This is a genomic window from Caballeronia sp. BCC1704, assembly GCF_902833455.1.
Taxonomy (GTDB): domain Bacteria; phylum Pseudomonadota; class Gammaproteobacteria; order Burkholderiales; family Burkholderiaceae; genus Caballeronia.
The window spans coordinates 1622824-1638135 of record NZ_CADFFT010000001.1; the positions used below are offsets into that span (position 1 = coordinate 1622824).

Annotated in this window: 15 protein-coding genes; all 15 read left to right on the forward strand. The window is 64.1% G+C overall.

What is annotated here, in order from left to right:
• Positions 1-60: 60 nt before the first annotated feature.
• Positions 61-1644 carry a glutamine-hydrolyzing GMP synthase gene (guaA, locus tag HWX53_RS07570; RefSeq protein ID WP_175940155.1) on the forward strand — a complete coding sequence of 528 codons (1584 nt, stop codon included), beginning with the start codon at positions 61-63 and terminating at the stop codon, positions 1642-1644.
• A 362-nt stretch (positions 1645-2006) separates the two neighbouring features.
• Complete coding sequence (locus HWX53_RS07575; protein ID WP_175940156.1) at positions 2007-2345, forward strand: helix-turn-helix transcriptional regulator; 339 nt, start codon at positions 2007-2009, stop codon at positions 2343-2345.
• Complete coding sequence (locus tag HWX53_RS07580; protein WP_175940157.1) at positions 2338-3585, forward strand: type II toxin-antitoxin system HipA family toxin; 1248 nt, start codon at positions 2338-2340, stop codon at positions 3583-3585. The genes HWX53_RS07575 and HWX53_RS07580 overlap by 8 nt, the downstream gene beginning before the upstream one ends.
• A 175-nt stretch (positions 3586-3760) precedes the next feature.
• The gene (thpR, locus tag HWX53_RS07585) at positions 3761-4321 is read left to right on the forward strand and encodes an RNA 2',3'-cyclic phosphodiesterase (RefSeq protein WP_175940158.1); all 561 of its coding nucleotides are present in this window, start codon (positions 3761-3763) and stop codon (positions 4319-4321) included.
• A 96-nt stretch (positions 4322-4417) separates the two neighbouring features.
• Positions 4418-4981, forward strand: coding sequence for a D-alanyl-D-alanine dipeptidase (gene ddpX / locus HWX53_RS07590; RefSeq protein WP_175940159.1), 564 nt, complete (start codon positions 4418-4420; stop codon positions 4979-4981).
• 15 nt (positions 4982-4996) lie between these two features.
• Positions 4997-6586, forward strand: coding sequence for an ABC transporter substrate-binding protein (locus HWX53_RS07595; protein ID WP_175940160.1), 1590 nt, complete (start codon positions 4997-4999; stop codon positions 6584-6586).
• 4 nt (positions 6587-6590) lie between these two features.
• A complete protein-coding gene (locus HWX53_RS07600; RefSeq protein WP_175940161.1) occupies positions 6591-7661 on the forward strand; it encodes an ABC transporter permease in 1071 nt (356 codons plus the stop codon).
• 46 nt (positions 7662-7707) lie between these two features.
• Complete coding sequence (gene nikC, locus HWX53_RS07605; protein WP_175940162.1) at positions 7708-8619, forward strand: nickel transporter permease; 912 nt, start codon at positions 7708-7710, stop codon at positions 8617-8619.
• Between the two features lies 1 nt (position 8620).
• On the forward strand, positions 8621-9490 hold the full coding sequence (locus HWX53_RS07610) for an ABC transporter ATP-binding protein (protein WP_244140013.1): 870 nt from the start codon (positions 8621-8623) through the stop codon (positions 9488-9490).
• Positions 9487-10236: an ABC transporter ATP-binding protein gene (locus HWX53_RS07615; protein WP_175940163.1), complete on the forward strand. Its 750-nt coding sequence runs from the start codon at positions 9487-9489 to the stop codon at positions 10234-10236. Before HWX53_RS07610 ends, HWX53_RS07615 begins: the two co-directional genes overlap by 4 nt.
• A 251-nt stretch (positions 10237-10487) precedes the next feature.
• Entirely contained in the window at positions 10488-10886 is a 399-nt protein-coding gene (locus tag HWX53_RS07620) for a DnaJ family domain-containing protein (protein WP_175940164.1), read from the forward strand.
• Positions 10883-11464: a tRNA adenosine(34) deaminase TadA gene (gene tadA / locus HWX53_RS07625; protein WP_175940165.1), complete on the forward strand. Its 582-nt coding sequence runs from the start codon at positions 10883-10885 to the stop codon at positions 11462-11464. Before HWX53_RS07620 ends, tadA begins: the two co-directional genes overlap by 4 nt.
• Complete coding sequence (gene ldcA, locus HWX53_RS07630; RefSeq protein WP_244140052.1) at positions 11458-12381, forward strand: muramoyltetrapeptide carboxypeptidase; 924 nt, start codon at positions 11458-11460, stop codon at positions 12379-12381. Before tadA ends, ldcA begins: the two co-directional genes overlap by 7 nt.
• A 298-nt stretch (positions 12382-12679) precedes the next feature.
• On the forward strand, positions 12680-13435 hold the full coding sequence (locus HWX53_RS07635; RefSeq protein ID WP_175940167.1) for a GntR family transcriptional regulator: 756 nt from the start codon (positions 12680-12682) through the stop codon (positions 13433-13435).
• A gap of 329 nt (positions 13436-13764) precedes the next feature.
• On the forward strand, positions 13765-15267 hold the full coding sequence (locus HWX53_RS07640; RefSeq protein ID WP_175940168.1) for an NCS1 family nucleobase:cation symporter-1: 1503 nt from the start codon (positions 13765-13767) through the stop codon (positions 15265-15267).
• Positions 15268-15312: the final 45 nt, after the last annotated feature.

Below are 15312 nucleotides of genomic sequence, written 5' to 3' on the forward strand. Positions count from 1 at the left end.
AGCCGGCAGCACCGGACCGGCCGCCCACACCATTCGTTCACTTAGCCTTTGGCCGCAGCCATGCACGACAAAATCCTGATTCTCGATTTCGGCTCCCAAGTCACCCAGCTGATCGCCCGGCGCATCCGCGAGTCGCACGTCTACTCGGAAATCCATCCGTACGACGTCGACGAGACGTTCATCCGCGAGTTCGCGCCGAAAGGCATCATCCTGTCGGGCGGCCCGAATTCGGTCACCGAGGCGAAGTCGCCGCGCGCCCCGCAGATCGTGTTCGATCTCGGCGTGCCGGTGCTCGGCATCTGCTATGGCATGCAGACGATGGCCGACCAGCTCGGCGGCAAGGTCGAACTCGGCAAGGTGCGCGAGTTCGGCTACGCGGAAGTGCAGGCGCTGAACCACACGGGCTTTTTGGAAGGCATCGAAGACTTCAGGACCGCCGAAGGCGAGTCGATGCTCAAGGTCTGGATGAGCCACGGCGACAAGGTGGCCGACATGCCGGCCGGCTTCAAGCTGATGGCCTCGACGCCCGCATGCCCGATCGCCGCGATGGCCGACGACGACCGCCGCTTCTACGGCGTGCAGTGGCACCCGGAAGTCACGCACACGGTGCAGGGCCGCGCGATGCTCGACCGCTTCGTGCTCGAACTGTGCGGCGCGAAGGCGGATTGGGAGATGGGCCATTACATCGACGAAGCCGTCGCGAAGATTCGCGCGCAGGTCGGCGACGAGCACGTCATTCTCGGTTTGTCTGGCGGCGTGGATTCGTCGGTGGCCGCGGCGCTCCTGCATCGCGCGATCGGCAATCAGCTGACGTGCGTGTTCGTCGATCACGGCCTCTTGCGCGAGAACGAAGCCGAGCAGGTGATGTCGACGTTCGCGGATCATCTCGGCGTGAAGGTCATTCATGTCGATGCGAGCGAAGCGTTCCTCGAGAAGCTCGCTGGCGTGACCGATCCGGAGGCGAAGCGCAAGATCATCGGCGCGGAGTTCATCGAAGTGTTCGACGCCGAATCGCACAAGCTCACCGACGCCAAATGGCTCGCGCAGGGCACCATTTATCCCGACGTGATCGAATCGGCGGGCAAGGGCAAGAAGGGCACGCATACGATCAAGAGCCACCACAACGTGGGCGGGCTGCCCGAGACGCTGAAGCTGAAGCTGCTCGAACCGCTGCGCGAATTGTTCAAGGACGAGGTGCGCGAACTCGGCGTGAAGCTGGGCCTGCCGCCCGCGATGGTGTATCGCCATCCGTTCCCCGGTCCCGGCCTCGGCGTGCGGATTCTTGGCGAAGTGAAGCGCGAGTTTGCGGATCTGCTGCGCCGCGCGGACGCGATTTTCATCGAGACGCTGCGCAATACCATCGACAAGGAAACCGGCAAGTCGTGGTACGAGCTGACGAGTCAGGCGTTCGCGGTGTTTCTGCCGGTGAAGAGCGTCGGCGTGATGGGCGATGGCCGGACCTACGATTACGTCGTCGCGCTGCGCGCGGTGCAGACGATGGACTTCATGACCGCGCACTGGGCGCATCTGCCGCATGAATTGCTCGGACATGTGAGCAATCGCATCATCAACGAAGTGCGCGGGATCAATCGGGTGGTGTATGACATCTCGGGCAAGCCGCCTGCGACGATCGAGTGGGAGTGAGGGGAGTAAATGGTCGCAGTATTGGCTGCTGCGACCGGTGACTAATCGGTGCTTGTTTATCGCTTGCGGGTTCTTTTGCAACCAATCAAAAGCTACGAGGATTTTTCGTCGATCCATTCGTGCCGGCGTGTAGCGGGCGCGATTCTACGGTAGTGCTGACGGTATGCGGGGGCCGTGTGCAAGAGACCTGCCGGGGACTATGACCCGGCGGCGCGCTACAGGCTGGTGATGGTCAAATACCTGGCTCGACGAGAACGCGTTTCAAGTATCGCCCGACGTCAAATTTCCCTCTGACTCCAACGGTTGGGGAATGCTGACTTCGTGATACATTAAGAGCTGTAAAGACTTACGAAGTTAGCAACATGCCGACACCTCACGCGCCTCCGGCCACCGTCCGGCGCGCGCTGCGCAAATTGGGCGCCGATATTCACGACGCCCGCCGCCATCGCCGACTGACCATGGCGGTGGTCGCCGAGCGTGCGTTCACGTCGAGAGCGACTTTGCAGCGGGTCGAGGCGGGCGATGCGGGGGTGAGCATCGGCATCTATGCGGCCGTGCTACAGGCGCTTGGGCTGCTGGACGGACTGACTCAGGTCGCCGACGCCTCGCGGGACACCGTCGGGCAGTCGCTGGCAACCGCCGCGTTGCCTCAGCGCGTCAGGTTGCCTCGCAGCGGCAGAGGAAAGGGGGATCATGACTGATGTCGAGGTGCACATCGATCTAGATGGCTCGCCGCGTCCGGTAGGCCTCCTCAGGCGTCATGCGTCGCGTCGAGAAGAAACGGTCACGTTCGAATACGACGAGACATGGCTGGCCGACGACGGGCGGTTCTCAATTGAGCCGGCGCTGGCGTTGACGCGCGGCGTTTTTCCACCGCCGCCAGATCAGTCCATTTTCGGTTCAATCGGCGATTCAGCGCCCGATACCTGGGGACGGCGACTCATGCAACGCGCGGAGCGTCGACAGGCCGAACGGGAGGGGAGGCGCGTCCGGACGCTTGGTGAACTTGACTACTTGTTGGGCGTGGCGGATGAAACGCGTCTCGGCGCCCTGCGATTCCGTTGGGGCGGAGATAGTGAATTCCAGGCGCCCGTGCCTGCGGGTGTCCCCGCGCTGATCGAATTGGGCCGGCTGCTTCAAATCACCGAGCGTATCCTGCGAGACGAGGAAACGGATGAAGATTTGCAACTGATCTTCGCGCCTGGATCATCGCTCGGTGGCGCGCGTCCCAAGGCGTCGGTCATCGACCAGTACGGCCATTTGTCGATTGCCAAATTTCCAAAGGAACTCGACGAATACAGCATCGAGGCCTGGGAGGAGGTCGCCCTGCGATTGGCTGAGCGCGCCGGCATTTCGACCCCGCATCACCAGCTGCTTCAGGTAGCGGGCAAGCCTGTGCTGTTGTCGCGCCGCTTCGATCGCGCTGGCGGTGTTCGCATTCCCTTTCTCTCGGCAATGTCGATGACAGGATCTCGGGACGGCCAACGCGGCAGCTATCCCGAACTGGTTGATGCACTGACACAACATGGTGCCAGGGCGAGAGCCGACGCTGCCCAGTTGTATCGCCGTGTGACGTTCAACGTACTGGTTTCAAATGTCGATGACCATTTGCGTAACCATGGTTTCCTCTGGACCGGCCGCGACGGCTGGGTGTTGTCACCGGCCTATGACCTCAACCCCACGCCAACCGACGTCAAGGCGCGCATTCTGACGACCAACATCGATCTCGACGAAGGGACATGTTCGCTCGACCTGCTAGAAAGTGCGGCGGAGTTCTTCGGTTTGTCGTTGAAGCAGGCTCGGGCCACGATCCGCGAGGTGGCAGACGTGACCCGTACATGGCGAGCGGTTGCTCAGGAAGTCGGTTGCCGGCGCGCAGAGATCGCTCGCATGGCAAGTGCCTTCGAACATGATGATCTTGATGCGGCATTGCGGTTGTGACGCTATGGCGACCTCCTTTCAATGCGTCTGACAGTATCAACAACGGTAAGGCGCTGACAAGTCGCCTGAGACAGCCAACGTTCGTGGATTTTTTTCCAAACAACATGGGCGCTGATTCGGTGTGTGCCGGCGTCAGCCGTCACGATCGGCACGCGAGTCAAACCTGTGAAGACGCATGAACACCCCTCGCCCTGACCGTCCCACCGACTCGCTCTTCTTCGCGGTCTACCCCGATGCCGCCGCTGCCGAGCGCATCGGGGACCACGCGGCGCGCCTTCGCGCAGAACACGCGCTAAAGGCGCGGCCCATTCCCGCCGACCGCCTGCACATCACCCTGCATTACCTCGGCGTTTTCGCGGGCGTGCCGGCCGACACGCTGGCTGCGACCCACGCGGCGGCTTCATCGGTTCACATGCCGTCATTCGACGTGACGCTCGACCGCGTCGAAACCTTCGCCACGCGCCGTCCCAAGCGGCCGCTCGTCATAGCGGGCGAGCCGGGCGACGCGTTCTCCGCTTTCGTCGATCAACTCGACAAAACGCTGCAATCAGTCGGCATCTTCGTCAAATCGCATCCGCGCTTCATCCCGCACGTGACGTTGCTTTACGACGAGCATCGCGTCGCGCGACAAGCCGTTCAGCCGATCACATGGACCGTGCGCGAGTTCGCCCTCGTGCGCAGTCTGCTCGGACGCTCGGAGCATCAGGTCATCGAACGCTGGCCGCTCGACGCATAAGACGCCGCATAAGACGCCGCACATTCGGAATAAACTGTTTCGCGGATTTTTCGTCCGGGTTAAGGTTCAAGGGTTCGACCCAAGGATTCCGATTACATGACTCGATCCCGTCTGCTGCCCGTCACGCCTGAAACGCATCACGTCCAGATCGACCTCGTCTACGCGACCGATCGCAATCTCACCGGCAAGCCCATCTACAAGACGCAGCATTGCCTGCTGCTCGAACCCGCCGAAGCGGCATTGCGCCAAGCGGTGACGATCGCGCAGAGCTTCGGCGCGACGCTGAAGATCTTCGACGCCTACCGTCCGCCGCAAGCGCAGGAAGTGCTGTGGAACTTCCTGCCCGATCCCACGTTCATCGCCGATCTCGGCCGCGGCTCGAATCACAGCCGCGGCACGGCGGTGGACCTGACGCTCGTCGATAGCGACGGCATCGAGTTCGACATGGGCACCGGCTTCGACGCGATGGTGCCCGAGTCCGGCCACTTTCACGCGGGTCTGCCGGCTCACGTGCAGCGCAATCGCACGCTCTTGCTCGGCGTCATGCACGGCGCGGGCTTCGCGCATATTCCGAGCGAATGGTGGCATTACGAGTTACCCGGATCGCGCGAACTCGCGCTCATCGACAACGAAGAAAGCGGCCCCTTGCGGCTGATGTGAACGAGATAAACAACCATGAGACTGAGCGCACGAAAGGCCCTTGTCGCGATGACGCTGGCGTTGAGTTTCGCCTGTGCAGCGCACGCGGCGACGCCGAAGGACATGTTCGTCATGGCGACGCTGCTCGACGAATTCACCACGCTCGATCCGGGCGAAGTCTACGAGCTCGTGCCGGAAGAATACGTCGCGAACACGTACGACCGTCTGGTGCGCGTCGATCTGAAAGACCCGTCGAAGTTCAACGGCGACGTCGCGCAGTCGTGGACGGTCAGCCCGGACGGGCTCACGTTCACGTTCAAGATCCGCTCCGGCCTCAAGTTCCATTCCGGCAATCCGCTCACGGCGGATGACGTCGCGTGGTCCATCCAGCGCACGGCGTTGCTCGACAAGGGCGCGGCGGCGGTGCTCGCGGGCATCGGCATCACGAAGGCCAACGCGCTCGCGAACGTGAAGAAGATCGACGACAGCACGGTGTCCGTCACGACCGATCAACGCTACGCGCCGACTTTCGTGCTCAACGTGCTGGGCGCGTGGCCGGCGTCGGTGGTGGATCGCAAGCTGCTGGAATCGCATGCCAAAGGTAACGACTATGGCAACGACTGGCTCAAGACCAACGAGGCCGGCTCGGGCGCGTACAAGCTCGTGAAGTGGACGGCGAACGACAGCATCGTGCTGCAACGTTTCGACGGCTATCGCCTGCCGCTCGCGATGAAGCGCATCGTGCTGCGCCATGTGACCGAAGCGGCCAGCCAGCGTCTGATGATCCAGAACGGCGATATCGACGTGGCGCGCGATTTGAGCCCCGACGACCTCGACACGCTCTCGAAGAACGGCGTCATCAAGGCGACGGCCGTGCCGCAGGCGACGCTCATGTATCTCGGCCTGAACAACAAGAATCAGTACTTGGCGAAGCCGGAAGTCTGGGAAGCAATGAAGTGGCTGATCGACTATCAGGGTATTCAGAAGAACGTGATCCGCACGACGTACAAGGTTCACGAAACGTTTCTGCCCGAAGGCTTTCTCGGCGCGCTCAACGAGAACCCGTATCACCAGGACGTCGCGAAGGCGAAGGCGCTGCTCGCCAAAGCCGGGCTCGCGGACGGCTTCACCGTGAAGATGGACGTGCGCAACGACTATCCGTACAGCGAGATCGCGCAGGCGGTGCAGGCGAATCTCGCGCTCGCGAACATCAGAGTGCAGCTCATCCCGAGCGACAACAAGCAGACGCTCGGCCGCTACCGGGCGCGGGCGCATGACATCTATATCGGCGAATGGTCGGCGGACTATATCGATCCGCACAGCAACGCGCAGGGCTTCGCGTGGAATCCGGACAACTCGGACGCGTCGAGCTTCAAGATGCTCGCGTGGCGCAATGCGTGGAATATTCCGGATCTGACGAAGGAAACCAACGCGGCGCTCGCGGAAAGTTCGACCGCGAAACGCGCGCAGTTGTACGAAAAGATGCAGCGCGAAGTTCTCGCCAAGTCGCCGTTTGTCATCATGTTCCAGAAGGTGTCGCAAGTGGCGGCGCGTCCGGGCGTGACCGGTCTGGAAGTCGGGCCGATCAACGATCTCGTGTCGTATCGCAACCTGAAGAAGCAATGACGCGATGACGCCGCATCCGACCGTGCTCGACCGCCTGCGCGCCGCGAACGCGAATCGCGGCGGCGCGCGGATCGCGCTCGCGCTCTTGCGCTGGATCGCGATGCTCGCCGTCACGTTCACCGGCTTGCTGGCGATCACGTTCTTCATCGGGCGCAAGATCCCGATCGACCCCGTGCTCGCGATTCTCGGCGACCGCGCATCGGCGAGCGCGTATGCCGCGGCGCGCGCGCAACTCGGGCTCGACAAGCCGCTCGTCGATCAATTCCTGATTTACGCCCGCGACGTGCTGCACGGTAATCTCGGCGTGTCGCTGCTGACGGCGAATCCCGTCATCGACGACATCCGGCGCGTCTTTCCCGCGACGCTCGAACTGGCGACGCTCTCGACGTTCATCGGCGTGATGATCGGCGTGCCGCTCGGCGTCATTGCTGCGGTGCGGCACAACCGCATGGTCGATCACGTCGCGCGCGTGATCGGCCTCGCGGGCAGTTCGGTGCCGGTGTTCTGGCTCGCGCTAATGGGGCTGCTGCTGTTCTACGCGCGGCTGCATTGGGTGTCGGGACCGGGCCGCATCGATCCGCTGTATGACGGCATGGTCGATACGCGCACCGGCAGTCTGCTGATCGATGCGCTCATCGCCCGCGAGTGGGACGTGTTCGCCAACGCGTTTTCGCATATCGCGCTGCCGGCGGGCGTGCTGGCGTTCTATTCGATCGCGTATCTCTCGCGCATGACGCGCTCGTTCATGCTCGAACAACTGAGCCAGGAGTACGTGACGACCGCGCGCGCAAAGGGTTTGCCCGAGCGCCGCGTGATCTGGCGTCATGCGTTCGGCAATATCGCGGTGCCGTTGCTCACGGTCATCGCGCTCGCGTATAGCTATTTGCTGGAAGGCTCGGTGCTGACCGAGATCGTCTTCGCATGGCCGGGCATCGGCTCGTATCTGACGGGCGCGCTGCTGAACGCCGACATGAACGCAGTGCTCGGCAGCACGCTCGTGATCGGCGCGACGTTCATCGCGCTCAATCTGCTGACGGATGCCCTGTACCGCGTATTCGATCCGCGCGCTCGCTGACAAAGGAGAACCCTGCCGCATGCATTCGCCCGCCAAGCGCACGCCGATGAAACCTCCGCCAGCCACGTGGCGCGCGCGGCTCCTGACCGACACGCCCGCGTCCCCGCGACAGGCCGCGCTCGGGCGCGCGTACCGGCGCTGGCGGCGGTTTTCGGGCAATCCGCTCAGCATGCTGGGCCTCGTCATTCTGATCGTGCTCGTCGTGGCGGCGGCTGTCGGGCCGCTTCTGGTCACGCAGGACCCGCTGCGGCAGGTGCTCGCCGATCGTCTGATGCCGCCGGGCGCCGCGCACTGGTTCGGCACGGATCAGCTCGGCCGCGACATTCTGTCGAGACTGGTGCATGGCTCGCGTCTCACGCTATCCATCGCGATGCTCGTCGTCGTGCTCGTGGTGCCGGTCGGACTCCTGATCGGCACGCTGGCGGGCTATTGCGGCGGCTTCGTCGACACGGCGCTCATGCGCGTGACCGATGTCGCGCTCGCGTTCCCGAAGATCGTGCTGGCGCTCGCGTTCGCGGCGGCGCTCGGGCCGGGCGTGCTGAACGCGGTCATCGCCATTTCCATCACCGCGTGGCCGCCTTATGCGCGGCTCGCGCGGGCCGAATCGCTGCGGCTCGCGCAGGCGGATTTCATCCACGCGGCGCGGCTCGCGGGCGCATCGCACACGCGCATTCTGCTGCGCTATATCGTGCCGTTGTGCTCGTCGTCGGTGATCGTGCGCGCGACGCTCGATATGGCCGGCATCATTCTCGCCGTCGCGGGGCTCGGCTTTCTCGGGCTGGGCGCGCAGCCGCCGAATCCGGAATGGGGCTACATGGTGGCCTCGGGCCGTAACGTGCTGCTCGACGCCTGGTGGGTCGCGACCATTCCCGGCCTCGCGATTCTCGCGGTGAGCCTCGCGTTCAATCTGCTCGGCGACGGCTTGCGCGATGTCTTCGATCCGCGTCATGGAGGCTGACATGGAAGATGCGCTCGCTGAAATCGACGGTCTCGAAGTCGCCTTCGCCGGCCACGACGGCGTCGCGATGCCCGCCGTGCGCGGCGTCTCGCTGACGGTGCGGCGCGGCGAGCGGCTCGGCATCGTCGGGGAATCGGGCTCGGGGAAGTCGCTGACCGGCCGCGCGCTGCTCGGCCTCTTGCCGCCCGAAGCGCGATGGTCCGCGAAGGCTTTGCGCTTCGACGGCCACGACCTGCTCGCGATGAAGCCGAGCGCGCGCCGGCGCCTCTGCGGCACACAGATGAGCATGATCCTGCAAGACCCGAAGTACTCGCTCAATCCGGTGATGACGGTCGCGCAGCAGATGCGCGAAACCATCGCGCGTCAGGACGGCGGCTTGAACCGTCGCGCGATGCGGTCGCGCATCGTGGAGGCGCTCGCGGCCGTGCATATCCGCGACCCGGAGCGCGTGGCGGACGCGTATCCGCACGAGTTGTCGGGCGGCATGGGCCAGCGCGTGATGATCGCGATGATGGTGAGCGCCGGTCCGCGCCTTCTGATTGCCGACGAGCCGACGAGCGCGCTCGACGTCCTCGTGTCGATGCAGGTGCTCGCCGTGCTCGACGAAATGATCGAGCGTCATCGCACGGGGCTCGTGTTCATCAGCCACGACTTGCCGCTCGTCATGTCGTTCTGCGATCGCGTCGCGGTGATGTACGGCGGGCGCGTCGTGGAGACGTGCGCGGCGCGTGAACTCGCCAACGCGCGGCATCCGTACACGCGCGGACTGCTCGCGGCCAGCCCACCGCTGACCAATCCGCCCGACGAATTGCCGACGCTGCGCCGCGATCCGTCGTGGCTCGCGGAAACGATCGAGGAGGCCGCGCGATGATCGAGATCGACCACGCGCACATTCGCTTCAAGACGAAAACCGGCCATGTCGATGCCGTGCGCGACGTGTCCTTGCGCGTTGAGGATGGCGAAGTATTCGGTCTCGTCGGCGAGTCGGGCAGCGGCAAGTCGACGCTGCTGCGCGCGCTCGCGGGCCTCGTGCCGCTTGCAGAAGGCGCCATGCGCATCGACGGGCAGGCCGTCGCGCATCGGCCGCAGCGCGACGTGCAGATGGTGTTTCAGGACCCGTACGGTTCGCTGCATCCGCGCTTCACCGTCGACCGCACATTGCGCGAGCCGCTCGCGATCAACGGCATCGGCAATCAGGACGCGCGCATTCTGGATGCGCTCGCCGAAGTGGGCCTCGGGGCCGCGTTCCGCTTTCGCTATCCGCATCAGTTGTCGGGCGGGCAGCGGCAACGCGTGTCGATTGCGCGGGCGCTGATCGTCGAGCCGCGCGTGCTTCTGCTCGACGAGCCGACGTCCGCGCTCGATGTCTCCGTGCAGGCCGAAATTCTGAACCTGCTGCGGCGTCTGCATCGCGAGCGCAAGCTCACGATGATCCTCGTGAGCCACAATCTCGCGGTCGTCGGCTTCTTGTGTCAGCGCGTGGCCGTCATGCGCAACGGCGAAGTCGTCGAGCAACTCGGCGTGGAGGCGGTGAGGGCGCACGACGTCGAGCACGAGTACACGCGGCGTCTTCTCCTCGCGACGCAAGGCTACACGCGCGAGCCCGTGCGCTCGTAAGCACAGACGGCCGGCGCGCGGCAAGCGATGTCGCGAAAACCCCGCATATCTTCTCTATACGGCCGGCGCGCGCGAACGGCCGTGCGCCGCCCGAAGCAATCGGGGCCGCCGCTGATAGAATACGAGATGAATTGTCGAAGCGAGCCGAACCACGCGCGAGCGCGTTGTTCCGGCGGGCTCCGACTTCACGCTAACCCCGCAAATCGTGACAGACCGCTTCGGCGTCATTCGAAAGCCGGTCGTAATCCCCGATGAAATTGCTAGATGCTCTGGTAGAACAGCGGATCAACGAAGCCGTGTCTCGCGGCGAGTTGAACAACTTGCCGGGCGCAGGCGCGCCGCTTCAGTTGGACGACGATCTTCTCGTTCCCGAGGAAGTGCGCGTCGCCAACCGTATTCTCAAGAACGCGGGCTTCGTTCCGCCCGCCGTCGAGCAGCTTCGCGCGCTGCGCGGCCTGCAGGACGAACTCGACAAAGTAACCGATCCTGCCGCCCGCTGCCGCATTCAGGTGAAGGTGCTCGCGCTCGACATGGCGCTCGAATCGCTGCGCGGCGGCGGCTGCGTGCCGCACGAATATCGCCGGCGCATCGCGGAGCGGCTCTCCGAGCGCGTCGCGGCGCGCGGCGACACGGAGCCGGAGCAGCCTTGACGCTCACCGAGCCGCCGCCCGGCGCTTCTCCCGACACACCAGAAGATCCCGCTCCCGCCAGCGACCGCGATCGCCGCTTCATGGCGCTCGCGCAACGCGCCGCCGACGAAGCGCGCCGCGCGGGCGAAGTGCCGGTGGGCGCGGTCGTCGTGCTGGGCGACGAAGTCATCGCCACGGGTTTCAATCATCCGATTCGCGGGCACGATCCGTCCGCTCACGCGGAAATGGTCGCGCTGCGGGCCGCGGCGCAGGCGCTGCGGAACTATCGGCTGCCGGGCTGCGAGCTGTATGTGACGCTGGAGCCGTGCGTGATGTGCGCAGGCGCGATCATGCACGCGCGCATCGCGCGGGTCGTGTACGGCGCGGCCGACCCGAAGACCGGCGCGTGCGGCAGCGTCGTCGATATGTTCGCGAACGAGCGGCTGAATCATCACACGGCCGTGACGGGCGGCGTGCTCGCCGACGAATGCGGCCACGCGCTCAAGAACTTCTTCGCCGAGCGGCGGCTTCTCGCGCGGGAAGAGCGCGCCGCGCGCCTAACAGCCGATTCCTTCACCAACACGAACCGAACATCGTGAAATCACGCACCATCGACCTCATCGCGCCTTCCGGCTATCCGCACGATCCCGCCGCTGTCGAGCGGGGCATCGGGCGTTTGCGGGCGCAGGGTCATCGGCTCGAAAATCTCGATGCGACGCGCCGGCGCTTCCAGCGATTCGGCGGCACCGACAGCGAACGCGCCGCCGATCTGAACCGTCTCGCCGATCCGTCGCGGCCGCTGCCCGATATCGTGCTGGCGGTGCGCGGCGGGTACGGCGCATCGCGCATCCTGCACGGCCTCGACTACGACGGCCTGCGACGTCTCGCCGACGAACCTGTGGCGCTCGTCGGCCATAGCGATTTCACGGCCATCCAGTGCGCGTTGTACGCGCGTTCGGCGGTGAAGAGCTTCGGCGGCCCGATGTTCGCCGGAAACTTCGGCGCGGAGCACCTGAGCTCGTTCACCATGCACCACTTCTGGCAGGCGATCTCGCAGCCGAAGTTCACCGTGACGAGCCAAACGCCGCAGCGCCAGTCAGTGGACGTGACCGGCATGCTGTGGGGCGGCAACCTCGCGATACTCGCCGCGCTCGTCGGCACGCCGTATCTGCCGCCTGTCGATGGCGGCATTCTTTTCATCGAAGACGTGAACGAGCATCCGTTCCGCATCGAGCGGATGATCTATCAGCTGCATCAGGCGGGCGTGCTCGGTCGGCAGCAAGCGGTGATCATGGGCGAGTTCTCGGGCGGGCGGCTGTCCGACTACGACAACGGCTTCTCGCTCGACGCGGTGATCGAGCAGATGAGGGCGGCGACCGGCGTGCCGTTTGTGACGGGCTTGCAGTTCGGGCACGTCGATAATCTGCTCACGCTGCCTTTTGGTGCGACTGCACACCTTGTCGCGAACGAGCGCGGTTTCACGCTGGCGCTGTCGGACTATCCGCATCTGGCTTGAGTTTGCGGGTGAGGGCACTCGTTTCGAGTGCCATTTCGTTACGCTGATGACGCAACTAACCGTCTTTGTTATGCGTCACCGTGACTCGCGATGCACCATTCGAGCACACCGGATTGTCGACAAAATTCGGCGGGCAATGCCGACAAAAAGTAGCGTAATCGCCTGAACAGCCCGTTGGTATTGGCCTTCAGGCAAACCTCACCTCGCGCGACGCCGTCTTCGACCAAGATTTTTTCATTTGAATTGTTGACAATCTTTATGTCGATTCTAAGATGGTCGACATGCAAGCGAGCACATCATGTCCGACCGTAAAACGAGTGCTGCATCGAACGCTTCCGCCGATTCTCTGAACGGAGCCGTCGCAGCGAGCCCCGAGTCGATCGCCGAGAACATCCGCGCCGCGATCCTCGAACACCGGCTTGCTCCCGGCGCGAAGCTGACCGAAGCGCAGTTGTGCGAAGTGTTCGACGTGAAACGCGGCCCGGTGCGCCAGGCGCTGTCGCAACTGGCAGGCGAGCGGCTCGTCGATCTCGAACCGAATCGCGGCGCGTTCGTCGCGAGTCCGTCGCTGCAGGAAGTGCACGACGTGTTCGAGATGCGACGCATCGTCGAGCTGGCTGTCGTCGAGCGCATCTGCAAAGGGCACGGCACGCGGCGGCTGAAGTCGATCGGTGCCACCATCGGGCGCGAAAGGCGAGCGTTCGAGAACCGCGACTTTTCCGCATGGATTCGGCTGTCGGGCGAGTTCCACACCGAACTCGCCGCGCTCACCGGCAACGCCGTGCTGTGCGATTGTCTGTCCGGACTCGTCGCGCGCTCAACGCTGATCTCGGCGCTGTATGAATCGCTCGGCAAGAGTTCGTGCTCGTTCGAAGATCACGAAGCGATTCTCGCCGCGCTCGATGCTGGCGACGCCGCGAAAGCCGCGGATCTGATGGCGCAACATCTGCGCGATGTCGAACTGAAGATGCTGGAGCGGCCCGTCCGTGGCGCGGTCGATCTGAAGGAAGTATTCGCAAGGCCGGGCGAACGCGAAAAGGCGTTCGGCGCGTAAGCAAGCCGCAGCACGAACACACATGACTGGAAACCGCGCCCGCGCCGATTGCAGCGGACGCGTGGCGAGACGCACGCGCGACCCCGTTCGCAGCATGCGCCGCACTGAACGAGACGCTCATCGATGAGCGTGCAATGAAAAACGCCTGACGGCGAGCGAGAGGGGCCAAAGCCCGCTCGCTCTCGGCACTACGCCGCAGGCGATGGAGCAAATCCGAAGAGTACCGCGCGAGCGTGGCGGCGAGCCCGTTCGCGAAGGTATCCGACGACGCTTGATCCCAAGCAATTGCCGCTTTTTCATGACGCAAGCCGCCCATTCAAGGAGAGGTCATGGCTCAGTTCAGTGCAACGCCCGGCAGTTCAGCACTGCCGCCCTATGAAACCCCGTACGAATCTTCCGAACACGATACCGGCTTGCCCGCCGGCTACGGCGATCGTCTGTACAACGAAGATCTCGCGCCGCTCAGAAATCAGACGTGGGGCGCGTACAACATCTTCGCGTTCTGGATGTCGGACGTGCATAGCGTCGGCGGCTATGTGTTCGCGGGCAGTCTCTTCGCGCTCGGGCTGACGAGCTGGCAGGTGCTCGTGTCGCTTCTGATCGGCATCGGGCTCGTGAATCTCCTGTGCAATCTCATCGCAAAGCCGAGTCAGGTGGCGGGCGTGCCGTATCCGGTTGCGTGCCGCGCGACGTTCGGCGTGCTCGGCGCCAACATTCCCGCCGTCATTCGCGGGTTGATCGCCGTGGCGTGGTACGGCATCCAGACGTATCTGGCTTCCAGCGCGCTCGTGATCGTCGTGCTGAAGTTCGTGCCGTCGCTGATGCCTTATGCGGACGTGCATCGCTACGGCTTCGTCGGGCTGTCGGCGCTCGGCTGGGCCGGTTTCATGCTGCTGTGGGTGTTGCAGGCGGTCGTGTTCTGGCGCGGCATGGAGATGATCAAGAAGTTCATCGACTTCGCGGGACCTGCCGTCTATGTCGTGATGTTCGGGCTCGCCGGATACATGGTGTGGCGCGCGGGCATCCACAACATCGGGCTGAACCTCGGCGGCGTGAAGTATCACGGCATGGAAGTCGTGCCGGTGATGATCACCGCGATCTCGCTCGTCGTGTCCTATTTCTCCGGGCCGATGCTGAACTTCGGCGACTTCTCGCGCTACTGCAAGAGCTTTCGCAGCGTGAAGCGCGGCAATTTCTGGGGGCTGCCGGTCAACTTCCTCGCGTTCTCGCTCGTGACGGTCATCACGACGGCGGCCACCTTGCCGGTCTTCGGACAACTGATTACCGATCCGGTCGAAACGGTGGGCCGCATCGATCATCCGACGGCCGTCATTCTCGGCGCGCTGACGTTCACCATCGCGACCATCGGCATCAATATCGTGGCGAACTTCGTGTCGCCGGCGTTCGACTTCTCCAACGTCGCGCCGCGTCTCATCAGCTGGCGCATGGGCGGGATGATGGCCGCGACCGCGTCCATCTTCATCACGCCGTGGAACCTCTTCAACAACCCCGCCGTGATCCACTACACGCTGGATATTCTCGGCAGCTTCATCGGACCGTTGTACGGCGTGCTGATCCTCGACTTCTATTTGCTCAAGCGCGGCAAGCTCGCGGTGAACGACCTCTACACGACGTCCGACACCGGCAAGTACTGGTACACGAAGGGCGTGAATCGCCGCGCAGTGATGGCGCTCTTGCCCGCCGCAGTCATCGCGATTCTGTGCGTGATGCTGCCTTCGCTCGAAGGCGCCGCGAACTTCTCGTGGTTCATTGGCGCGGGGCTTGGCGCGTTGTTCTACTGGATGCTGGCGGATCGCAAGCACGCGGCTTGAAGTGAAGGGAACCCGAGCCGCCGCGACACGTTGCGGCGGACGGAG